The organism is Sulfuriferula sp. GW1 (assembly GCF_047300855.1).
In the GTDB taxonomy this organism is placed as follows: Bacteria; Pseudomonadota; Gammaproteobacteria; order Burkholderiales; family Sulfuriferulaceae; genus Sulfuriferula.
In genome coordinates this window covers 505302-526623 of sequence record NZ_CP170197.1, presented here as the reverse complement: position 1 = coordinate 526623, position 21322 = coordinate 505302, and the positions used below count along the sequence as shown (strand labels likewise).

Annotated in this window: 21 protein-coding genes; 11 read left to right on the top strand and 10 right to left on the bottom strand. The window is 56.6% G+C overall.

What is annotated here, in order from left to right; genetic code table 11:
- Positions 1-80: 80 nt before the first annotated feature.
- The 6 genes from recG to ACFDAU_RS02525 are packed head-to-tail and all read right to left on the bottom strand — an operon-like array spanning position 81 to position 6408.
- Complete coding sequence (gene recG / locus ACFDAU_RS02550) at positions 81-2099, bottom strand: ATP-dependent DNA helicase RecG (protein WP_413439488.1); 2019 nt, start codon at positions 2097-2099, stop codon at positions 81-83.
- A gap of 39 nt (positions 2100-2138) precedes the next feature.
- Positions 2139-2519, bottom strand: coding sequence for a RidA family protein (locus tag ACFDAU_RS02545; protein WP_413438501.1), 381 nt, complete (start codon positions 2517-2519; stop codon positions 2139-2141).
- Positions 2520-2567: 48 nt separating this feature from the next.
- A complete protein-coding gene (locus tag ACFDAU_RS02540; protein WP_413438500.1) occupies positions 2568-4700 on the bottom strand; it encodes a RelA/SpoT family protein in 2133 nt (710 codons plus the stop codon).
- Between the two features lie 12 nt (positions 4701-4712).
- Positions 4713-4919, bottom strand: a complete 207-nt coding sequence (rpoZ, locus tag ACFDAU_RS02535) for a DNA-directed RNA polymerase subunit omega (protein WP_124706110.1) — start codon at positions 4917-4919, stop codon at positions 4713-4715.
- Positions 4920-4932: 13 nt separating this feature from the next.
- Positions 4933-5547, bottom strand: coding sequence for a guanylate kinase (gmk, locus tag ACFDAU_RS02530; RefSeq protein ID WP_413438499.1), 615 nt, complete (start codon positions 5545-5547; stop codon positions 4933-4935).
- Positions 5548-5556: 9 nt separating this feature from the next.
- Positions 5557-6408 carry a YicC/YloC family endoribonuclease gene (locus ACFDAU_RS02525; protein ID WP_413438498.1) on the bottom strand — a complete coding sequence of 284 codons (852 nt, stop codon included), beginning with the start codon at positions 6406-6408 and terminating at the stop codon, positions 5557-5559.
- Positions 6409-6537: 129 nt separating this feature from the next.
- Between ACFDAU_RS02525 and ACFDAU_RS02520 the strand changes: the two genes are divergently transcribed.
- From ACFDAU_RS02520 to rph, 3 genes are read left to right on the top strand one after another with little or no spacing between them, the layout of a single operon-like run.
- Positions 6538-7479 (top strand): serine/threonine protein kinase, encoded by a 942-nt coding sequence (locus ACFDAU_RS02520; RefSeq protein ID WP_413438497.1) that lies wholly within the window; start codon positions 6538-6540, stop codon positions 7477-7479.
- Positions 7480-7507: 28 nt separating this feature from the next.
- The gene (locus tag ACFDAU_RS02515) at positions 7508-8410 is read left to right on the top strand and encodes a PP2C family protein-serine/threonine phosphatase (RefSeq protein WP_413438496.1); all 903 of its coding nucleotides are present in this window, start codon (positions 7508-7510) and stop codon (positions 8408-8410) included.
- A 4-nt stretch (positions 8411-8414) separates the two neighbouring features.
- Positions 8415-9140, top strand: coding sequence for a ribonuclease PH (rph, locus tag ACFDAU_RS02510; protein WP_413438495.1), 726 nt, complete (start codon positions 8415-8417; stop codon positions 9138-9140).
- A gap of 6 nt (positions 9141-9146) precedes the next feature.
- On the opposite strand, the gene ACFDAU_RS02505 is transcribed toward rph, so the two are convergent.
- From ACFDAU_RS02505 to ACFDAU_RS02495, 3 genes are read right to left on the bottom strand one after another with little or no spacing between them, the layout of a single operon-like run.
- Entirely contained in the window at positions 9147-9566 is a 420-nt protein-coding gene (locus tag ACFDAU_RS02505) for a hypothetical protein (protein WP_413438494.1), read from the bottom strand.
- A gap of 19 nt (positions 9567-9585) precedes the next feature.
- A complete protein-coding gene (locus tag ACFDAU_RS02500) occupies positions 9586-10662 on the bottom strand; it encodes a metallophosphoesterase (RefSeq protein ID WP_413438493.1) in 1077 nt (358 codons plus the stop codon).
- 10 nt (positions 10663-10672) lie between these two features.
- Positions 10673-11806: a cytochrome-c peroxidase gene (locus tag ACFDAU_RS02495; protein WP_413438492.1), complete on the bottom strand. Its 1134-nt coding sequence runs from the start codon at positions 11804-11806 to the stop codon at positions 10673-10675.
- Between the two features lie 183 nt (positions 11807-11989).
- Between ACFDAU_RS02495 and rdgB the strand changes: the two genes are divergently transcribed.
- The gene (rdgB, locus tag ACFDAU_RS02490; protein ID WP_413438491.1) at positions 11990-12580 is read left to right on the top strand and encodes an RdgB/HAM1 family non-canonical purine NTP pyrophosphatase; all 591 of its coding nucleotides are present in this window, start codon (positions 11990-11992) and stop codon (positions 12578-12580) included.
- A gap of 20 nt (positions 12581-12600) precedes the next feature.
- Here rdgB and ACFDAU_RS02485 read toward each other — a convergent pair whose 3' ends face one another.
- Positions 12601-13824 (bottom strand): HD-GYP domain-containing protein, encoded by a 1224-nt coding sequence (locus ACFDAU_RS02485; protein ID WP_413438490.1) that lies wholly within the window; start codon positions 13822-13824, stop codon positions 12601-12603.
- A 138-nt stretch (positions 13825-13962) separates the two neighbouring features.
- On the opposite strand from ACFDAU_RS02485, the gene hemW reads away from it, so the two are divergent.
- The 7 genes from hemW to ACFDAU_RS02450 all read left to right on the top strand — a co-directional run bounded on the left by hemW (position 13963) and on the right by ACFDAU_RS02450 (position 21315).
- Positions 13963-15129, top strand: a complete 1167-nt coding sequence (gene hemW, locus ACFDAU_RS02480; protein WP_413438489.1) for a radical SAM family heme chaperone HemW — start codon at positions 13963-13965, stop codon at positions 15127-15129.
- Complete coding sequence (locus ACFDAU_RS02475) at positions 15126-15758, top strand: DUF2238 domain-containing protein (RefSeq protein ID WP_413438488.1); 633 nt, start codon at positions 15126-15128, stop codon at positions 15756-15758. Before hemW ends, ACFDAU_RS02475 begins: the two co-directional genes overlap by 4 nt.
- Before the next feature lie 197 nt (positions 15759-15955).
- Positions 15956-16423, top strand: a complete 468-nt coding sequence (locus tag ACFDAU_RS02470; protein WP_413438487.1) for a methyltransferase — start codon at positions 15956-15958, stop codon at positions 16421-16423.
- A gap of 87 nt (positions 16424-16510) precedes the next feature.
- Complete coding sequence (folE, locus tag ACFDAU_RS02465) at positions 16511-17140, top strand: GTP cyclohydrolase I FolE (RefSeq protein ID WP_413438486.1); 630 nt, start codon at positions 16511-16513, stop codon at positions 17138-17140.
- A 435-nt stretch (positions 17141-17575) separates the two neighbouring features.
- A complete protein-coding gene (locus ACFDAU_RS02460) occupies positions 17576-17992 on the top strand; it encodes a PRC-barrel domain-containing protein (protein ID WP_413438485.1) in 417 nt (138 codons plus the stop codon).
- Positions 17993-18252: 260 nt separating this feature from the next.
- Positions 18253-18867: an undecaprenyl diphosphate synthase family protein gene (locus ACFDAU_RS02455; protein ID WP_413438484.1), complete on the top strand. Its 615-nt coding sequence runs from the start codon at positions 18253-18255 to the stop codon at positions 18865-18867.
- Positions 18868-19395: 528 nt separating this feature from the next.
- Entirely contained in the window at positions 19396-21315 is a 1920-nt protein-coding gene (locus ACFDAU_RS02450) for a PrkA family serine protein kinase (protein ID WP_413438483.1), read from the top strand.
- Positions 21316-21322 lie beyond the last annotated feature (7 nt).

Here is a 21322-nt window from a genome sequence, read left to right as displayed (position 1 = left end):
TATTGGCGGAGCTTATGATTGCGCCGTATGCATTTGTAACGACATTTACCAAAAAATATCTATGGTACATTAATACCAGGTCAGGTTTTAATATAATCCTGGCGCCCGCCCAACCAGCGCGCGACATGATGCTGCGCCGCTTGCTCATCATGAACCAGCAGCCATTCGGCGGCGACGCGGGCTTGTTCGAGTATGTCGGCATCCGCTTCGATATCGGCAAAACGCAGCATCGGTGCCCCTGACTGACGCGCGCCAAGAAATTCACCCGGCCCGCGCAGGCGCAAGTCTTCGCGCGCAATGACAAACCCATCGGTATTTTCGAAAATGACCTTGAGTCGTGCGCGTGCAGTTTCCGACAAGGGCTGCTGATAAAGCAGGATACATGCGCTTTGCGTGCTACCGCGTCCAACCCGGCCGCGTAGCTGGTGCAGTTGCGCCAGCCCCATGCGTTCGGCGTGCTCAATCACCATCAGCGACGCGCGCGGCACGTCCACTCCGACTTCGATGACCGTCGTCGCGACCAGCAAATGCAGAGCGCCGCATTTGAAATCGGCCATGACCTTTGCCTTGTCGCGCCCGCTCATGCGTCCGTGCACCAGGCCGATGTTGAGCTGGGGCAGCGCAGCCGCAAGCACGGCATACGTATCCAGCGCGGTCTGCAACTGCAACTTCTCGGATTCTTCGATCAACGGGCACACCCAGTAGACTTGCTCGCCCGCACCGCAGCGTTCGCGCACCAGCTCGATCACTTGCTCGCGCCGACTCTCGGCAAGCAGCTTGGTTACCACCGGGCTGCGCCCCGGCGGCAGCTCGTCAATCACCGACACGTCGAGATCGGCGTAATAACTCATGGACAGCGTGCGCGGGATCGGCGTGGCACTCATCATCAGCTGGTGGGGCTGGCGGCCCTTCTGGCGCAACGCCAGGCGCTGAGCAACGCCGAAACGGTGCTGCTCATCGATGATGGCGAGCCCGAGATTGGCAAACTCCACCTGTTCCTGAAACAGCGCGTGCGTTCCCGCTGCCAGCTGCGCCTCGCCCGATACCAGCCGCGCCACTGCGGCCTGCTTGTCTTTTTTGGACAAGCTGCCTGCCAGCCACGCCACCTCGATACCGAGGGGAGCAAACCACTGCCTGAGCTTGTGATAATGCTGCTCGGCCAGAATTTCTGTCGGTGCCATGAATACAGCCTGATACCCGTGTCCGATGGCTTGCGCAGCGGCGAGCGCTGCAACCACTGTCTTGCCGCTGCCCACATCGCCTTGCAACAGGCGCTGCATCGGGTGACAAGCGGCCAGGTCGGTGCGAATTTCCGTCCATACGCGCAACTGCGCAGCGGTGAGCCGAAACGGCAAGGCATTCTGCAGCTGTTCCACCAGCGCCACCGCTTCCGCCAATTTGGGCGCGTCCTGCGCACGTCGGGCATTGCGTGCCAGGCGCAGCGACAATTGCTGCGCCAGCAGTTCGTCGAACTTGATGCGCCGCCACGCCGGATGGGTTCGGTATTCGAGTTGAACAGACGGGATATCGGGGGGCGGATTATGCAGGGTGTGCACACTGCCGGCGAAATCCGGCAAATCAAAACGACTGCGCAGGTTATCCGGCAACGTGTCAGTCAAATCCGACTGCGCCAGCGCGGCACCGATATGTTTGCGGAGCAGCGTTTGCGCCACCCCGGCAGTCGTCGGGTAAATCGGAGTGAGACTGTCCGGCAACGGTACTTCCGGACTGACTGCGCGGTAACGGGGATGCACCATCTCCACCCCAAAAAAACCGCCGCGTACTTCCCCCAATGCGCGGATCAAATTACCCTCTGAAAACTGCTTCACCTGGCTACCGTAAAAATTGATGAAGCGCAGGTTAAGTTCGGCGCCGCTGTCGTCGCGAATACGCGCAATCAGCGCACGACGCGGTTTGTATTGGGCCTCGCAATGGGTCACCACACCCTGCACCTGGACAGAACGGCCCGGCAATGCCTCGGCAATGGTGGTAAGCCTGGTCTCATCTTCGTAGCGCAACGGCAGATGCAGGATCAAATCTGCCGGACCATGCAATCCCAGTTTGGCGAACGACGCGGGCAGCGCGCTGGCTGCCGCCATGGGTTTGACGCGACCTGCCGGTTTGGAGGATGCAGCCAATCAGTCCAGCACCATTACCCCGTCGGCCTCGACATCGGCGTCGCGTGGCAGTGCTGCCACGCCCACTGCAGCACGCGCCGGGTAGGGCTCGCTGAAATATTCCGCCATGATCTGGTTGACCTTGGCAAAGTGGCTCAGATCGGTCAGAAACACATTGAGCTTGACCACATCAGCCAGACTGCCGCCTGCAGCTTCGGCCACCGCCTTGAGATTCTGGAATACACGATGAACCTGCGCCTCCGTGCCTGCAGCCATCTGCATGGTAGCCGGGTCGAGCCCGATCTGGCCGGACAGATAAACGGTATTGCCCACTTTCACCGCCTGCGAGTAAGTACCAATCGCGGCCGGTGCAGCGTCGGTACGGATGATGTGTTTGCTCATGTGCGTTCCTGTCGGGTTTGAATGTTATGGGGTTTGCCGTGCGCAAAATTACTGCGTTTGCATGCGCCCGTCCTTGCGGTTTTTTACTCTCATGATGCGCACCACTTCGGGCAGAACCCGCAAACTGCGCATGATACGCGCCAGGTGCATGCGCTGTTCCACCTGCAAAGTGAAATAGATGGTGGTGTACTGGCTGCCGTCTTCCTCTTCCATCGCCACATTATCGATGTTGGAGCCTTCATCCGCGATGACCGCCGCCAACTTGGCCAGCACGCCACGCTGATTGAGGACGATGAGCTTGATGTTCACGTCGAACATCTTGGTCAGCCCCGGTTCCCATTCCACATCCAGCCATTTGTCCGGATCGTCCCGATAGTGTTTGATGGAGGGGCAATCGTGAGTATGGATGATCAGCCCCTGATCGGATTTGATGAAGCCGATGATCGGGTCACCCGGAATCGGGTGACAGCATTTGGCCAACTGAACCGCTACCCCTTCGGAGCCGCGAATGGCGATGGCACCATGCGGGCGTTGCATTGGCTGGCCCATCTCCTGTGCAAGCAGCTGGCGCGCCACCACCACATTGAGCCGTTTTCCCAGGCCAATGTCGGTGAGAACTTCCACACGTTCCTTGCCGGTTTCCTTGTGCAAACGCTCCCATCTGCTTGCCTGGTTTTTGCTCGGATCAGCACCCAGCGCACGCAGCGCCTGATCGAGCAGGCGCTCCCCCAGCTGGGCGGATTCTTCCGCGTGCATGGTGCGCAGGTAATGGCGGATATGTGCACGCGCCTTGCCTGAAACAACAAAATTAACCCAGGCAGGATTGGGCCACGCATTCGGCGAAGTCAATATCTCCACCTGGTCGCCGTTGCGCAATTGGACACGCAGCGGCATCAGTTCGCCGTTTACCTTGACTGCCGCACAATGATTACCGACATCCGTGTGCACCGCATAGGCAAAATCCACTGCTGTGGCGCCGCGCGGCAGCGAGAGTATCTTGCCATTGGGCGTGAATACGTAGACTTCGTCGGGAAACAGGTCCACCTTGATGTGCTCGAGGAACTCGGCTGAATCGCCGCCGCCTTCCTGAATCTCCAGCAGCGATTGCAACCACTGATGGGTTTTTTGCTGCACTTCATTGACGTTGCTGTCATTGCTTTTGTACAGCCAGTGCGACGCCACACCCGCCTCGGCCAGCTTATGCATTTCATGGGTGCGAATCTGGATTTCCAGAGGGGTGCCGAACGGACCGAATAACGTGGTATGCAGCGACTGGTAGCCATTGGCCTTGGGAATGGCGATGTAATCCTTGAATTTTCCGGGAATGGGTTTGTATAACCCGTGCATGCAGCCCAACGCCAAATAGCAGGAGGGAATGTCATCCACCAGCACCCGGAAACCGTAGATATCGAACACCTCGGAAAACGCCAGGGATTTTTCCTGCATTTTCTTGTAAATGCTATACAGATGTTTCTCGCGCCCGCTGACCAGGGCATGGATATTGGCGCCAGCAAGCTTGCCCTGAATCGCTTCGCGCACTTTCTCCACCACCTCCTTGCGATTACCGCGCGCGGCCCTGACCGCCTTGTCCAGCACACGGTAACGGTTAGGATGGAGGTTTTGAAAGCACAGGTCTTCCAGTTCCTGGTAGATGCTGTTGAGCCCGAGCCGATTGGCAATCGGAGCGTAGATATCGAGCGTTTCCTGGGCAATACGGCGCCGTTTTTCAACCGCCATCGACTCCAGCGTGCGCATGTTGTGCAGGCGGTCAGCCAGCTTGATGAGGATGACGCGCACGTCGCGCGCCATGGCGAGCAGCATTTTGCGGAAGTTTTCCGCTTGCGCGTGCTCCTCGGTCTGGAACTCCATTTTATCCAGCTTGGAGACACCATCCACCAGCTCCGCCACGGATTTACCGAAGCGTTCGCCGATTTCGTCCTTGGTGGTGGGCGTATCCTCGACTACATCATGCAACAGCGCGGCCATCAGGGCCTGCGGGTCGAGGTGCCACTTTGCCAGAATCCCGGTTACTGCGACCGGGTGATGGATGTATGCCTCGCCGCTCTTGCGAAATTGTCCGCTGTGCGCGGCGCGGCTGTACTCGAATGCGGCAGTGACCTGACGAATGTCCTCAGGCTTGAGGTAGGCCAGTTCCGCGCCGATTTCCTCGAGTTCTGGCATGGATTAACGTGATCAGGCGCGCCCGCGATTGAGGATTTCTCTGCCGACTTTACCCGCAGCGATTTCCTTCAAAGCCACCACGCTGGGTTTGTCGCGCCCGGCTTCAACCAGTGGCGTATGGCCATTGGCTAACTGGCGCGCGCGTATGGTGGCGACCAGCGTCAATTCAAAACGGTTGGTGATGGTGTTGATGCAATCGTCAACGGTAATACGCGCCATGATGTGTGATCCTTTAAGGGTTGAATTGGTGAAACAGGGAAGCGTGTCGCGCCAGTTGCCGGGCAATCAGCAAACGCCGGGTACGAAATATCGCACACAGATCCGCCACCGCCTCGGCAAAATCATCATTGATAATAACATAGTCAAACTCGCTGACATGGCTGATATCCTCTCGCGCGGCTGCCATACGCCGCTCGATCACCTCTGCGCTGTCCTGGCCGCGCCCGGTCAGACGATGCCGCAACGCATCGAGTGACGGCGGTACGATGAATACGCCTATCGCCTCGGGGAACAGCCGCCGCACCTGGGCTGCGCCCTGCCAGTCTATCTCCAGCAGGATATCGTCGCCCGCCGCGATCGCTTCACGTATCCAGCCCTGCGAAGTGCCGTAATGATTTCCGTATACCTCGGCGCTCTCGAGAAATTCTCCCGCCTCGAGCATGGCGACGAACTCCTCCTTGCTGACGAAATGATAGTCGCGACCATCGACTTCGCCCGGGCGCGCAGCGCGCGTGGTATATGAAATGGACAGGCGCACTCGCCCATCGCGCGCCAGCAACTCGCGCACCAGACTGGTTTTGCCTGCCCCGGAAGGGGCGGCGACAATAAACAGATTTCCCGGGATCATTACGGCTCCTTATTCCAGATTTTGCACCTGTTCGCGCATCTGCTCGATCAGCACCTTGAGATCCATGGCCACCTGGGTGGTCTCCACACTCACTGACTTGGAACCCAGGGTATTGGCCTCGCGGTTCAGCTCCTGCATGAGGAAATCCAGGCGTTTGCCAGCCGCGCCGCCCGCGTCGAGAATGCGCCGCACCTCCCGAAGGTGCATACCCAGGCGCGACAGCTCTTCGTCCACGTCTATTTTCTGCGCAAACAGCGCGATTTCCTGACGAATGCGTTCATCATCGGCGCTGCCCAGCGCATCGGCAAAACGCTGCACCAGCTTATCCTGATAAGCACGCACCAGCTCCGGCAGGCGCGGGGCGACGCGACCGATATGCGCTTCCATCTGCGCTGCACGTTCCAGCAGGTGCGCACTCAGCTTGGCACCTTCGCGCTGGCGGCTGGCAACAAATTCCACCAGCACTGTATCGAGCAGCTGCAGGCAGGGCTGCGTCAGATCCTGACTGGCGGCGGGGTCATCCAGCATGCCCGGCCAGCGCAGCACTTCAGCTACGCTGATTTGCTGCGCGTCCGGCATATACCCGGTCACCACCTCGCCCAAGGCGTTCAAGCGCTCTAGCAATGCCAGATTCAGCCGTATCTCGCGCTCTGCGCCGACACTGCTGCCCAGCAGCACACGGCATTCCAGCTTGCCGCGTTGAACGTGCTGCGCGATACGTTCGCGCAGCTGCGGTTCGATGGCCCGAAATTCATCGCCGCAGCGAAAATGAATTTCCAGATAGCGTGAATTCACAGAGCGCAGATCCAGGCTCAGATGCAGCCCGGCATAGTGCATCGACGCTGCCGCGTAACCCGTCATGCTAGATATCATTTGCAGTACCCACTAAACTTCCTTTACTTTATTACCGTTAATCAGACACAATTCGGTTCAAAACTTCGGCGGGATGCGCCAACTTCATAACAAACCCGCATGGTACATCGCTGATTCATGGCTGCTCAACCCAACTACGCTTTGCCCAATGGCTATCTGCTGATGGACTACCGCATCGTGCGCAAAATCGGCGGCGGTGGTTTCAGTCTGGTTTACCTGGCCTACGACAGCAATGACCAACCCGTAGCCATCAAGGAATACCTGCCCGGCAGTCTGGTCAAACGCGGTGAAAATGACCAGGTTGAACCCCTCACCCAGGAAAATGCCAACGCCTTCCGCTATGGCATGAAATGCTTTTTTGAGGAAGGCCGCTCACTGGCACGCATTCTGCATCCCAACGTGGTGCGGGTGGAAAATTTCTTCCGCGCCAATGACACCGTATATATGGTAATGCGCTATGAGCGCGGCAAAACCCTGCAGGATCACATCCGCGCGCATCGCGGAGAGGTTCGCGAAGGCTTTATCCGGCGCGTGTTTGCCGAACTGCTCAATGGCCTGCGCGAAGTGCATACGCAAAAACTGCTGCATCTGGACATCAAACCCTCCAACATTTATATCCGCATGGATGGATCGCCGGTGCTGATTGATTTCGGTGCCGCGCGTCAGACCCTGACCCTCGATCAGCCCCTGCTTGCCCCGATGTATACACCAGGCTTTGCCGCACCGGAACAGTACACTGATCAGACCATGCTGGGGCCATGGACAGACATCTATAGTGTAGGCGCCAGTCTGTATTCATGCCTGGCAGGCTTTGCACCGCAGGCAGCCGATGCGCGCCTGATCAGTGACAAACTGGCTTCCGCACGCTCGACCTGGTCAAGCGAATACTCGGAAAGCCTGCTGGGAATTGTCGATAGTTGCTTGCGCCTGAACTACATGGAGCGACCGCAGAGCGTTTTCGCGTTGCAAAAAGCCCTGATGGAAACGCCCCCACCGCTCAGCAAAAAGCGCAAAATAATGGCCAGCCTGCGCAAGACACTTAACCGCGAAATTTTTTGATCCAGGTAATAAGGAACAACATACCAATATGCGTTTTTCCATCTATCAGGCGAGCCGCCAGGGTGGCCGCGACTACAATCAGGACAGAGTTGCCTATTCTTACAGCCGCGACGCTCTGCTGATGGTTGTCGCCGATGGCATGGGTGGTCATTCGCACGGAGAACTGGCCGCCCAGATTACGGTTCAGACCCTGGCCGCCACTTTCCAGCGCCATGCACGTCCCAAGCTCAGCGACCCCGCCACCTTCCTGCATGGTGCACTGGAACGCGCGCACCTGGCCATCAACGACCACGCGCGCACCCACAATCTGACCGAAATACCGCATACCACCTGCGTGGCTTGTGTGCTGCAGGATGACAGCGCGTGGTGGGCGCATGTAGGCGATTCGCGACTCTATCTTTATGGTGACAACGGCCTGGTGACGCGCACTCGCGATCACTCCACCGTGCAGCAATTATGCGATGACGGCTTCATCACTCAGGAAGAGATGAAAAACCACCCTGACCGCAACAAAATCTATAACTGCCTGGGTGGCCTGATGTCGCCCGAAGTGGAAGTTTCGCGCCCGATACCGCTGTCCGAACACGACACGATACTGCTCTGTACCGATGGCCTGTGGGGAGCGCTCACCGAAGAACAGATCGCCGCCACGCTGCGCGCTTTTCCGCTCGCGCGTGCGATCGAATTTTTGATGGATCATGCAGAACTGCGCGCCGGCCATGCCGGTGACAACCTCTCGGCAGTTGCCATGACCTGGGGCACGATGGGCGAAAGCGGCAGCCAGTCGGTGTCCACTTTGACCATGCCCATCAATACCTTCACCACCAAAATGGACGATTTACCCGCCATACCTACTGATCTGGCAGAAGAAGAGGTGGAACGCGCCATTGCCGAAATCCAGGACGCCATCAAGAAATACTCAGGAAAATAATCGCATGAACTCCAGCCGTCCCAGCCAGCGCCGCCCCGATCAATTACGCAATATTCAGTTTACCCGCCACTACACCAAGCACGCAGAAGGCTCCGTACTGGTCGAATGCGGCGATACCAGGGTGATCTGCACCGCCAGCATCGTGGAAAAGGTCCCGACCTTTCTCAAGGGCAAGAATCAGGGCTGGCTGACCGCCGAATACGGCATGCTGCCGCGTTCGACCGGTAGCCGTATGGACCGCGAGGCTGCGCGCGGCAAACAATCCGGACGCACCCAGGAAATCCAGCGCCTGATCGGACGCTCGCTACGCGCTGCGGTGGACCTGGATAAACTGGGCGAACGCACCCTGCACATAGACTGCGATGTCATCCAGGCTGACGGCGGCACGCGCACCGCTTCCATCACCGGCGCTTTCGTAGCCGTGCACGATGCCATTGGCACGTTGCTCGAACACGGCCTGCTCACCGAGTCGCCGATCCGCGATTTTGTTGCGGCCATTTCGGTCGGCATTTACCAGGGTGTGCCCGTACTCGACCTTGATTACCTGGAAGATTCCGACTGCGATACCGACATGAACGTGGTGATGACCGGGCGCGGCAGCTTCGTCGAGGTGCAAGGCACTGCCGAAGGCGCAACATTCAGCCGTACTGAAATGGATGCGCTGCTCGATCTTGCCAGTCAAGGCATTCAGCAGCTCACTGTTGCACAAAAGACCGCCCTGGGAATTTGACCAGGGCTAATGCTTGCCCGGCGCCAGCTTCACTCCTCGCCGTTCCTCGGTAATGTAGGCCTGCAGTGCGATCATTTTGTAGTCATCGGCTGCGAGAGCCTTGCCTTCCAGGGGGTTCTGGATACACCAGTTAATCATTTCCCAGATTGGCGCTACCTTGCCGAGCTGTTTCTGGAATTTCGGATAGGTTTCCGGGTGGGTATTGGCGGCATTGGGATGACACTGTACGCAGGCCACGCCGTTGCTGCCCAGCTTGGAACTGGTCCAGAGTTCTCGGCCATCCTTGACCACTTTCGCGTATTGTTCCTGCCAGCGATTTAAATCCGCCTGGGTGAATTCATCCGCCTGCGCCGGCGCAGACAATACGCCCGCCAAGCCCGTCGCCATAATCCACAAGACAGCAAATTTCAGTTGTTCGAAATGCATGATCTCACTCCCTCCGGCCTTAATATTGAGTTTGCGGTGGAATACGCTTGTCCGGCGACTGGAATACGGTATCTTCCGGTTCGCCGGTTTTGGTATTGAAGGCAACGGTACGGTTGGTATTGCTGAACAAGTCATAATGCATATCCACGTTGCCGTTCGACAGGCTAATGAATTGCCATCCCGTTGCATCCCGCTCGAAGAACGGATCGGCGCGGTTCATCGGCACCGTGAGTTTGGGTAGATACTGTTCCGCCTGCGCATAAGTGGAAGGGTAAGGCCATGGCCAGGCAGTCGACATGACGGAGTTGAAGCTGATATTGCCGATCTGGTTATACTGGATCTGATGCACATGCCCATACAGCACGGTTACCTTGTTGAAGGGCCGCAGCAACGCCTGTACCTGTTCGGCATCGTCCGTCCAGAAGTTCCAGTTCTTGTAGATTTTTTGCAGCGGCGAGTGTGAAATCACGACGATGGGTGTGGCCTTGTTGATTTTTTCCAGATCTGACTTCAGCCAGTCGCGCTGCTTGTCGCCGACCATGAAAGGCGATCCGTTTGGGTTGTCCAGATCAGCCATCTCCAGCATGCGCTGTTCGGCAGTGGGCCAGCGTTTGTAAGTCCAGTCGTCATAAGTAAGGATGCTGTTCAGCACCACGAAATGCACACCTTTGTGATCAAAGCTATAGAACTGCGGCCCGAACAGCTTCTCCCAGTATTGCCCGAGATCCAGGTAATAATCATGTTCGCCCATTACGTGGTAAACCTTGTTACTGCGCAGCGCGGAGAGGATTTCCGCGCCATGGTCGAGCTCAGCTTTTTTGCCTAGCTGGGCAAGATCTCCGCCAAATACGATGAAATCCGGCTTGGGCGTGAGCAGATTGGCTTCCGCCACGGCGCGGATCAGGCCGCGATCCCAGTTATTTACAAACTTCGCACCCTTGATTTGCTGAAGATGCGCATCGGAAATATATGCAAAACTGAAGTTTTGCGAACTGTCGGCGAACGCCAACTCCACCATGCTGACGGGCAGCGCGCCTGCCACCGCCAGTACGCCGGCACTTTTCAGGAAATCCCGACGATTGATTGATTTGCTCATGCCTGTCCCCCTATTTTTTAGCCGTTTTGACTGATTTTGCATATTCCGGACTGGTCAGTGCCCCCAGAAAAGCAACTAAATCCGATATCTGCCGTTCGCTCAAATTCAACGGCCGGATGCCACCGCTCAGGAAGTCATTGACCCGTTCGCCTTTCTTGGTCACCCCGCCGTTGTTGTAGTGTATGACCACTTCCTTCAGGGTCTTCAGGCTGCCATCATGCATATACGGTGCGGTCATGGCGATATTGCGCAACGTCGAAGTTTTGAACGAACCCATGTCATCCAATGCATCGGTTACTGCAAAACGGCCTAGATTCGAGGTTTTCGGGTCGCTCAGCACGGCTTTGTCCACGTTTCCGCCTTGCGTCTTGGCTTTCAGGAATGTGTCCGCCAGGCGCGGTACATCTTTCTGCATCTGGTTAATGCCTATGCCGATATTGTGAAAGCGGTTATCGGTGAACAGCGCCTGATCTTGTTCCACGGTATGGCAGGAAACGCAGCGGCCCTGGCCCATAAATACCTGGAAACCGCGGATTTGCGCAGGAGTCATGGCTTTCTTGTCACCGCCGAAATAGTAGTGGTCGAAGGGCGAATCCCCTGCAACAATAGTGCGTTCGAAACTGGCGATGGCTTTTTTCACCTCCTCCATCGTCAACTGATCACCACTTTTGCCGAATACGGCTTTAAACGCCTTCACGTATTCCGGATCGGTTCGGATAATCTCGAGCACCGGCTGGTGGTTAGGAAGCCCCATTTCTACCGGATTCACCATGGGGTCCTTGGATTGCTCTTCCAAGCTTGGTTCTCGCCCATCCCAGAACAGCTTATGAAAATAAGCTGCGTTAACCACGGTCGGCGCATTGCGTGTGCCCTTGAGCTTGTTGATACCCTGCGAAACTCGCAACGGACTGTCGGTAAAAGTTTTTTTGGCATCGTGGCAGGTGGCGCAACTCACTTGCCCGGTAGAACTGAACCGCTTATCGTGGAATAATTTATCGCCCAGCTTGATTTTCTCCGGACTCTGTGGATTGTCCGCAGGAATGGGAACAGGCGGCAAGCCCAGCGGCGCAGCCATCGCTGTCAGGGAAATCGATGTTGCTGCGAGTGTCCATACACCAAACAAATAGCCTTTCATAATCCTCATAACCAGCTACTCCTTTACCTGACGTGGTCAAAACGTAAATGAAGCTCCGTAAAATAGGATGTGAAATTTAAAATTTATATGACAGAAATATTAAACAGAAGAAAATTACTGAACCGGGTACAGTAATTGGACTCAATATAGGATATAAAAAAAATAAATCAAATACTGGAGGTTTTCTTAGCCATGCAAAAACTCGTCGTCGCCAGCAACAATCCCGGCAAGCTGCGCGAAATCAGCCGCATCCTCGCGCCGCTAGGGTTTGAAGCCGTGCCGCAATCCGCCTACAACGTGCCCGAAGCGGAAGAACCCTATGTCACCTTTGTCGAAAACTGCATCGCCAAGGCGCGCCATGCTGCGCACCAAACCGGTCTGCCGGCACTGGCCGACGACTCCGGCATCTGCGTGGACGCCCTTGGGGGCGCGCCAGGCGTGTATTCTGCACGCTATGCCGGCGAACCCAAATCCGACCAGCGCAATAATGAAAAGCTGATTGCCGCGCTCGCCGGACAAAGCAACCGGCAGGCTCATTATTACTGCGTGATTGTCTATCTGCGCCATGCGGATGATCCGCAACCGCTCATAGCCGAAGGCAGCTGGCACGGCGAAATCATCGACACGCCGCGCGGCGATGGCGGATTCGGTTACGACCCCTACTTTTTGGTGCCCGCATTAGGCAAGACAGGTGCCGAGTTGGCACCCGATGAGAAAAACACGATCAGTCACCGCGGGAAGGCGCTGCTGCAACTGGTGGATAAACTACGTTCCGGTCAATGATGCGGGCAATCCGCCAACCATCACGCCCGTAAACCGGTCAGTTCATCCAGATCAAACCCCCACTTCCCCGAGTCTTCCAGATTGGCGATAATCTCCGGCGATCTCGACAAGTCGATCAATTCCGGTTTGATATGCGCATTCGAACGGGTTGAGAAAAACACCTTGATCACCGGCGCAAGCAGGCTTTTTTCGGACTGCTCCAACACCACACCCAGACGCCCGGACTTGAGTTTGACCAGAGTACCCGCCGGATAGATGCCCACCGTTTTGACGAAAGCGCGGAAAACCGCCTCGTCAAAGCGGCCGTCTTTCCATTCGGTCATTTTGCGGATCGCCTCGCCGGGTGCCCAGCCCACTTTGTAACAGCGCTCCGACGTAATCGCGTCATAGACATCGCACACGGCGCCCATACGCGCATACAAACTCAATGCCTGGCCGGAAAGGCCGTCCGGATAGCCTGTCCCAACCACGGTCTCGTGATGATGCAAACACACGTCCAGTGCTATATCGTTCACGTCGGGACAACTTTTGAGCATCTCCCAGCCCTGCTGCGGATGCGCTTTGACAATCAGAAACTCTTCGTCCGTCAGGCGTCCAGGCTTGTTCAATATCGCGCCAGGAATAGCCATCTTGCCCACGTCGTGCAACAAACCCGCCATCCCCACTTCTTTCAGAACCGCGTCTTCCAGACCCATCTGGCGACCCAAAGCAATCATCAGGGCGCATACCGCAACCGAGTGTAAATAAGTGTAATTGTCCGCATTTTTCAGTCGTGCAAGGCTTAACAATGCATCGGAGTTACGCGCTATCGACTGGTTAATTTCCTCCACCAGCGCTCCCACTTCTTCCAGCTTGATGGCATTTCCCATGCGCGCCTCGCCAAACATGGAGGTGACGGCCTGTGCCGCCTTGGCGTGAACCTTTCTGGCGCGCACCAGTTCATCCTGCAAGGATGCTCTCGGCGGTGCTTTTTCTTGTGTAGTCTTGGCCAGCAGCTGAAAAGTATTATCGACGCGCGCTTTTTCGGTTTCGGTGGTAACCGCGGGGACAATCGCCTCTACATCCAGCCCCTTGCTGATATCGATCCATACTTCTTTGACACCACATTGCTTGAGCGTATTGAAATCCGCATCTTCGGAAAGCGGGAATGATTTCTTCCAGAACGGATGATCCATCCAACTGCCACAGATTTCGTGAATGAACATCCCCAGACGCGCATCTCGTATATTGATTTTTTTTAGCATAATCGGTTATCGGCAAAACTTTGACTGACTTTAACAAACCGGGAATAAATACTGCAACGCATTGATTCCGCGATTAATGCGCATCGTTTATGCCCAACACTCATGGCCTCGTTGCGCATCGGCGGTACAATCCCGTCCATGAATGTCCTCCCGTTAGAATTCCGCCTCACCGCATTACCGCCGCTGGCGCTGTATATCCATATTCCCTGGTGCATCAAAAAATGCCCTTATTGCGACTTCAATTCGCATACGGCGCGCGATGCGTTGCCGGAGACGCGTTATATCGAAGCGCTCACGCGCGACCTGGAATCGGCACTGCCGCTGATCTGGGGGCGCGGCATCCATTCCATCTTTTTCGGTGGCGGCACGCCCAGCCTGTTTTCAGCCGAGGCGATCGACACCATTCTCAGCATGGTACGCACGCTGACCCGGCTCGATCACTTTGCCGAGATCACTCTGGAAGCCAACCCCGGTACGGTGGAGGCGGGGAAATTCGCGGGTTTCAAGGCAGCGGGAGTGAACCGGCTGTCACTCGGCGTGCAGAGTTTCGACCCCGGCCACTTGCGCGCGCTGGGGCGCATCCATGACGACCGGGAAGCGCATCGCGCGGTGGAGATTGCCGCCTCCACGTTCGAGAATTTCAACCTCGACCTGATGTACGCGCTGCCCGGTCAAACCCTGCAACAGGCCCAGCGCGATGTGGAAACGGCACTGGGCTATGCGCCGCCGCACCTGTCGTGCTACCACCTCACGCTGGAGCCGAACACGCCGTTTCATGCTGCGCCACCCTCGCTGCCGGACGATGATTTATCCGCCGACATGCAGATGATGGTGGAAGCCACCCTGGTGAGTGCCGGCTATCTGCACTACGAAACCTCTGCCTTCGCCCGACCGCAGCACCAGTGCCGCCACAACCTGAACTACTGGCGGTTTGGCGACTATCTCGGCATTGGCGCCGGAGCGCACGGCAAACTGTCGTTCCATGACCGCATCATTCGTCAAATGCGCCACAAACATCCGCGCGAATATATGGAGCATGCACTAACAGGCAATCCGATACAGAGCGAACAAGCCGTCGCGCGTGCCGATCTGCCGTTTGAATTCATGATGAATGCGCTGCGCCTCACCGATGGCTTTGACACGGCACTGTTCACCGAGCGCACCGGACTGCCGATTACCGCTGCACAAACCGCGCTGGACGAGGCTGAGCGGCGCGGATTGATTGTGCGCGACCATGTGCGCATCGCGCCATCCCAGACCGGACGGCGCTTTCTCAACGACCTGCTGGGCTTGTTCCTGCCATGAATACTACCGTGACACCGCTGCAGACCGGACTGCTGTTCGCCACGCTGGGCGTACTGGCATGGTCGGGGATTCAGCCGCACGATTATTTCACCTGGTTGCTGGAAGTCATGCCGGTACTGATCGCACTGCCGCTGCTGATAGCCACGCGCAAGGCTTTTCCGCTCACGCCACTGGTCTATATGCTGATTGCGTTGCATGGCGCAATTCTGATGGTGGGCGGGCATTACACCTACGCGGAGGTGCCGCTGTTCAACTGGCTGCGCGACACCTTTGACCTCGCGCGCAATCACTATGACCGCGTCGGACATTTTGCGCAGGGCCTGGTACCGGCGCTGGTGACGCGGGAAATCCTGCTGCGCTGCACGCCGTTGCAACGCGGCAAGATGCTGTTTTTTCTGGTGGTGTGCGTGTGCCTCGCCATCAGCGCGACCTATGAGCTGATCGAATGGGGCGTGGCCGAAGCCAGCGGCAGCGATGCGGTGGCTTTTCTCGCCACCCAGGGCGATATTTGGGATACGCAAAAAGATATGGCCTTCGCATTGCTGGGCAGCATCCTCGGGCAGCTGGGTTTCGCGCGCCTGCATGACCACCAGTTGCGCGCCTTGACAGATACATATCGGCCGATATGATGCATCCAATGCGCAGTAACGTGCGCCAAATAGCGGCGAAATCTGCGCCGGCACGGTCTGTAATGCCGCCGCACCGCTCATGACTGCTGGTATGAAGGCTGCACGAGCGTAGCCCAAAAACCATCAAGTCTGCCGCCACACTGCGTCAATGTAGCGCCAGCTGATTTCCCACATCAATATGCTGAAAGCCTGACACCATGATTGATCCCATCCAGCGTCCGCGCACTCTGGCCCCTCCGCCGCTGGTTTATGCAGTGGGGCTGATCGCGTCATGGTGGCTGGAACATCGCTTCCCGCTGGGTTTTGGCGTTACCCCGCTGTTGCATATACTGGGCTGGGCCGGTGTAGGACTAGGCGGCGCACTGATGCTGTGGGCGGTGTTCACCATCTGGCGTCATCGCACCACGGTAAACCCCTACAAGGGCGCATCCGAGCTGGTGACCAGCGGCCCTTTCGCATTCTCGCGCAACCCGATTTATCTGGCCGACGTGGTGATTTACCTGGGCGTGATGCTGCTCATCGGCAGTTTTTGGCCGCTGGTATTCGCGCCGCTGGTATGGGTCATCATGCGCTATGGCGTGATTGCCCACGAAGAGGTTCACCTGCATGCCAAATTTGGCGCATCCTATAATGATTACTGCGCCCGAGTGCGGCGCTGGATTTAAGCTCATCGCCATGCGTCGCTGTGAAACAGCAAACCGCGAGACACTGCCATAGACTTTGCTTCTCAAGTGGCTAACAAGGACAAAGACATGGACAACCACCGTTGCGATCACGATCCCGCCGGGCACCCCATTCCAGGCAGCATCGGCATTCCGCGTCAGGGCGAATTCGACCCGGCTGCGTTCGAGCAGGCCGTCACCGATTTGCTGCGCGCGTGCGGGGTCAACCCGAACAGCACCCACACCGGAAAAACCGCACAACGCGTACGCGAGCTATGGCAAAAACGCCTGCTCGGCGGCTATGCCATTGACCCCGCCGAAGCGCTGGGCGAAGGCTTCGAAGACAGCCGCCAGGACATGGTGGTGGTGCGCGGCATCGCCATCCACGGCGTCTGCCCGCACCACCTCGTGCCGTTCCGCGGCGTCGCCCACGTGGCCTATATCCCCGGCGGACGCCTGCATGGCTTCGGCCGCATCGCCCGCCTGGTCGACGCCATCGGCCACCGCTTCACCTACCAGGAATGGATGACGCGCGACATCGCCGAGGCGCTGATGACCCACGGCAAAGCGCTGGGGGCCGCGTGCATCATCGAAGCCGAACAACTGTGCCTGTTGCTCGGAGAAGACCGGCGCGGCGACGAGCGCGTTGTGACACAGGCGTTTACCGGGCGTTTTCATAGCAGCGACCAGACGCGGAATGAGTTTTTGCGGGCGTTGTAGGGTAAAAAGGTTTTCGGAATTTAGTGTGAGAAGCGCCGGGCTTAGGGCTGCTAATGACCCGTCTCGAGCCCTCGGCAACGACTTCCGGTTTGATTCTCGGCTATCCAGATTGAGGCTGGGTGGCATCGTTCGTGGGCATGCAGCGGCTCAGCAAGAAGCCTTGAATCGAAGTCGACGTTTTGCCGGGATCTGCCTAACCCCAAAAAAATATTTACTCGTCGCTCACCCCGCTTCCATCAAGCAATTCTCCGTCTCACCCAGCAACGAATCCTGAATAGGTTGCCAGCATGAACTGACTCAATATTCCGTACCTGTTTTGCTCCTGTTTACGATTTCCGCCGTCAAGCTGAAAGTATTTCATCTGGCGTGTTCGGTAACGAACGGACCGTGCGCGTTTTCAAATTTATGCTTAAGTCTTTAAAGGAGAAAATAGTCATGAGCTACTTGGATCGCGATACCTTAGGCATGTATAAATCCCAAGATGAAAAAGGCCCCGGCCCCTCGTTAATGGGTGCCGATACATTGATGGGCAACGATGTCTACAATCACAAGGAGGAAGACCTCGGCGACACCAAGGAAATAATGCTGGATATGCGCAGCGGCAAAGTTGCATATGCTGTATTGTCGTTTGGCGGATTTCTCGGTATGGGCGAAAAATTATTCGCGGTACCCTGGAACGCCTTGACGCTCGATACCGCGAATAATCGTTTTATTTTGAGTATGGAAAAGGATCGCTTGAACGATGCGCCCGGCTTCGACAAGGACAGCTGGCCCAGTATGGCAGATCCAACCTGGGTGGCTGGACTCCATTCTTACTATGGCACCAAACCGTATTACGATCCTCTAGCGTAAACATCTGGTCTGGCCGGCTCCACAACATTGCCCCCCTGGTGATGGTTGGCAACCCCAGCCGTGGCGTCGTTCAGCGCGGCATTGGGGCGGGTCAATTCTCGTGGAACAATTGTAACTGCCGCGTAAAAAAGAAAATGCGCGCCCCCTGTATGAGCGCGCGCTCTGGTGAATCAAATACCCTCCAGCCAGCTTGCTCGCCCAATGAGTAAATAAAAAGTGAGCAGGGGTTTTATCGTTTTTAGGTTGGAATAAGGTTTGCCATGGCGAAAAATAATATCCCGCGTCACGTCGGTTTCATTCCCGATGGAAATCGCCGTTGGGCCATGGATCATGGTCTGCCCAAAGAAGCCGGATATGCCAATGGTATCGACCCAGGGTTGGTATTGTACGAGCAATGTAAAGAATGTGGGGTCGATGAAATTTCCATCTACGGCTTTACCCGGGACAACACCAAGCGGCCTTCCATTCAGAAACAGGCATTCAGCGACGCCTGCGTTGCATTCGCTTTTGAGATTGCACGCCGTGGAGCGGCTCTGATTGTGGTCGGCGATGAGACTTCGACACAATTCCCCGAGGTGTTAAAAGAATTCCGGCAGCGCCGGGGGGTCGGAATGAAGGTGAATCTACTCATCAACTATGGCTGGGAATGGGATCTGGCCGGTCTTAAAAACGGCGGTCTGCGTTCAGATGAGGTTTCACGCCTGGATTTGATTGTACGCTGGGGAGGAGGACGCCGATTGAGCGGCTTTCTTCCGGTGCAATCGGTTTATGCTGATTTTTATGTGATTGATGAATATTGGCCAGATTTTGATCCGCAGCATTTTGAGCACGCACTCGCCTGGTTTAAAAACCAGGACCAGACCCTCGGCGGGTAATGTAGTGGACCCCGGTTTTAAGGTAGAAGACGGAAACGCTGGGTGTCGAAAAACCTTATCGTGCTCAATTTCCCGAATTCTGGGGCGACCCCTGACAGGAGAATGGAAACTTTTGACCGATATCGGACCAACATTCCGACTACGCTCCATAATAAATTCCGGATAACCAAATAAATCCCGCTCAGCGGGGTTTATTGTCCAACCCAATTCAGGCATATCTTGACGCATTGCGGCGCGCAGCAGCAGTCAGCGCTCTGCCGAAAAATCGGCGTGATTGGCGAGCTTGCCGAGTAGGGTCCGCACTGGATTGCAGCACGATCACCGCGCATGCACCCGCTTGAATCACGTTTTGCCTCTTCCCTCTGCCGCGCACCTTGCCAGTGCGCAATGTCTATACTGGGTTCATGCAAGTGTCATGCAATGGCACCAATTGCCCTCAATACAGTCCAATATCGGACGTTACTTATTTGGCATGCACCTTGCTGGAGTCAGCACAGCACCCGATTGTTCATCAATTAGGAGTTCGTTATGGGTCTATTCAATCAGTACATCGAACGCTACCGCCGCGAGGAAGAGGAATATTCGCTGGAGGAATTCCTCGACATCTGCAAACAGGATCCGTCTGCCTATGCCAGCGCCGCCGAGCGCATGCTGGCGGCCATCGGCGAGGCGGAACTGCTCGATACCCGCCAGAACCCACGTTTGTCACGCATTTTTTCCAACAAGGTCATCAAGGTCTATCCGGCGTTCAAGGATTTTTATGGCATGGAGGAGACAATAGAGCAGATCGTGTCCTATTTCCGCCACGCTGCGCAGGGTCTGGAAGAACGCAAGCAGATTCTGTATCTGCTGGGACCGGTGGGCGGGGGTAAATCGTCACTGGCGGAAAAGCTCAAACACCTGATGGAAAAAGCGCCGTTCTACGCCATCAAGGGTTCGCCGGTGAACGATTCGCCGCTGTCGCTGTTTGCTGCGGACGAGGACGGCGAAATTCTGGAGCAGGAATACGGTATTGCGCGTCGCTATCTGGGCAAGGTGCTGTCGCCGTGGGCGGTCAAGCGCCTGCACGAGTACAACGGCGACATCACAAAATTCCGCGTGGTCAAGCGCTGGCCTTCGGTACTGGGGCAGATGGGGATTTCCAAGACCGAGCCGGGCGACGAAAACAACCAGGATATCTCCTCGCTGGTGGGTAAGGTCGATATCCGCAAGCTGGAAAAATATTCGCAGGATGACGTCGATGCCTACAGCTTTTCCGGCGGATTGTGCCTGTCCAACCAGGGGCTGATGGAATTCGTCGAGATGTTCAAGGCGCCGATCAAGGTGCTGCACCCGCTGCTGACCGCCACGCAGGAAGGCAACTACAAGGGCACCGAGGGCTTCGGCGCGATTCCGTTCGACGGCGTGATACTGGCGCACAGCAACGAATCGGAATGGACGACGTTCCGCAACAACAAGAACAACGAAGCGTTTCTCGACCGTATCTATATCGTCAAGGTGCCGTATTGCCTGCGCGTGTCCGAGGAAGTGAAAATTTACGAGAAGCTGATGCAGCACAGCTCGCTGTCGGAAGCGCCGTGCGCCCCCGGCACGCTGGAAATGCTGGCGCGATTTTCCGTGCTCACGCGGCTGAAAGAGCCGGAAAACTCCAGCATCTATTCCAAGATGCGCGTCTATGATGGCGACAATCTCAAGGATACCGACCCCAAGGCCAAGAGCTATCAGGAATACCGCGATTTTGCCGGGGTGGACGAAGGCATGACGGGGATTTCCACGCGCTTTGCGTTCAAGATTCTGTCGCGCGTGTTCAACTTCGACCACACCGAGGTGGCCGCCAACCCGGTGCATCTGCTCTACATACTGGAACAGCAGATCGAGCAGGAGCAATTCGCACCCGAAGTGGAACAGCGTTACGTCGCCTACCTGAAAGAATTTTTGTCGCCGCATTACGCCGAGTACATCGAGAAGGAATTGCAGACCGCCTATCTCGAGTCGTATTCGGAGTATGGTCAGAACATCTTCGACCGTTACGTGACCTACGCTGACATGTGGATCCAGGATCAGGAATACCGCGACCCGGACACCGGCGAGAGCCTTGACCGCGGCCAGCTCAATGCCGAGCTGGAAAAAATCGAGAAGGCTGCCAGCATCGCCAATCCCAAGGACTTCCGCCATGAGGTGGTCAACTTCGTACTGCGCGCGCGCGCCCAGAATCACGGCAAGAACCCGGCTTGGACCAGCTATGAAAAGCTGCGCGTGGTGATTGAAAAACGCATGTTCTCCAGCACTGAGGACCTGCTGCCGGTGATTTCCTTCAACGCCAAGGCATCCAGCGAAGAGCAGAAAAAGCATCACGACTTCGTCCAGCGCATGGTGTCCAAAGGCTACACCGACAAGCAGGTGCGCTTGCTGGCCGAATGGTATCTGCGCGCCCGTAAAACCTCATGATGGAATT

Coding starts and splice junctions, on each gene's coding strand:
- recG (WP_413439488.1), bottom strand. CDS start 2,099: ATGGCGGCAGCCAGCGCGCTGCCCGCGTCGTTCGCCAAACTGGGATTG.
- ACFDAU_RS02545 (WP_413438501.1), bottom strand. CDS start 2,519: ATGAGCAAACACATCATCCGTACCGACGCTGCACCGGCCGCGATTGGT.
- ACFDAU_RS02540 (WP_413438500.1), bottom strand. CDS start 4,700: ATGCCAGAACTCGAGGAAATCGGCGCGGAACTGGCCTACCTCAAGCCT.
- rpoZ (WP_124706110.1), bottom strand. CDS start 4,919: ATGGCGCGTATTACCGTTGACGATTGCATCAACACCATCACCAACCGT.
- gmk (WP_413438499.1), bottom strand. CDS start 5,547: ATGATCCCGGGAAATCTGTTTATTGTCGCCGCCCCTTCCGGGGCAGGC.
- ACFDAU_RS02525 (WP_413438498.1), bottom strand. CDS start 6,408: ATGACGGGTTACGCGGCAGCGTCGATGCACTATGCCGGGCTGCATCTG.
- ACFDAU_RS02520 (WP_413438497.1), top strand. CDS start 6,538: ATGGCTGCTCAACCCAACTACGCTTTGCCCAATGGCTATCTGCTGATG.
- ACFDAU_RS02515 (WP_413438496.1), top strand. CDS start 7,508: ATGCGTTTTTCCATCTATCAGGCGAGCCGCCAGGGTGGCCGCGACTAC.
- rph (WP_413438495.1), top strand. CDS start 8,415: ATGAACTCCAGCCGTCCCAGCCAGCGCCGCCCCGATCAATTACGCAAT.
- ACFDAU_RS02505 (WP_413438494.1), bottom strand. CDS start 9,566: ATGCATTTCGAACAACTGAAATTTGCTGTCTTGTGGATTATGGCGACG.
- ACFDAU_RS02500 (WP_413438493.1), bottom strand. CDS start 10,662: ATGAGCAAATCAATCAATCGTCGGGATTTCCTGAAAAGTGCCGGCGTA.
- ACFDAU_RS02495 (WP_413438492.1), bottom strand. CDS start 11,806: ATGAGGATTATGAAAGGCTATTTGTTTGGTGTATGGACACTCGCAGCA.
- rdgB (WP_413438491.1), top strand. CDS start 11,990: ATGCAAAAACTCGTCGTCGCCAGCAACAATCCCGGCAAGCTGCGCGAA.
- ACFDAU_RS02485 (WP_413438490.1), bottom strand. CDS start 13,824: ATGCTAAAAAAAATCAATATACGAGATGCGCGTCTGGGGATGTTCATT.
- hemW (WP_413438489.1), top strand. CDS start 13,963: ATGAATGTCCTCCCGTTAGAATTCCGCCTCACCGCATTACCGCCGCTG.
- ACFDAU_RS02475 (WP_413438488.1), top strand. CDS start 15,126: ATGAATACTACCGTGACACCGCTGCAGACCGGACTGCTGTTCGCCACG.
- ACFDAU_RS02470 (WP_413438487.1), top strand. CDS start 15,956: ATGATTGATCCCATCCAGCGTCCGCGCACTCTGGCCCCTCCGCCGCTG.
- folE (WP_413438486.1), top strand. CDS start 16,511: ATGGACAACCACCGTTGCGATCACGATCCCGCCGGGCACCCCATTCCA.
- ACFDAU_RS02460 (WP_413438485.1), top strand. CDS start 17,576: ATGAGCTACTTGGATCGCGATACCTTAGGCATGTATAAATCCCAAGAT.
- ACFDAU_RS02455 (WP_413438484.1), top strand. CDS start 18,253: ATGGCGAAAAATAATATCCCGCGTCACGTCGGTTTCATTCCCGATGGA.
- ACFDAU_RS02450 (WP_413438483.1), top strand. CDS start 19,396: ATGGGTCTATTCAATCAGTACATCGAACGCTACCGCCGCGAGGAAGAG.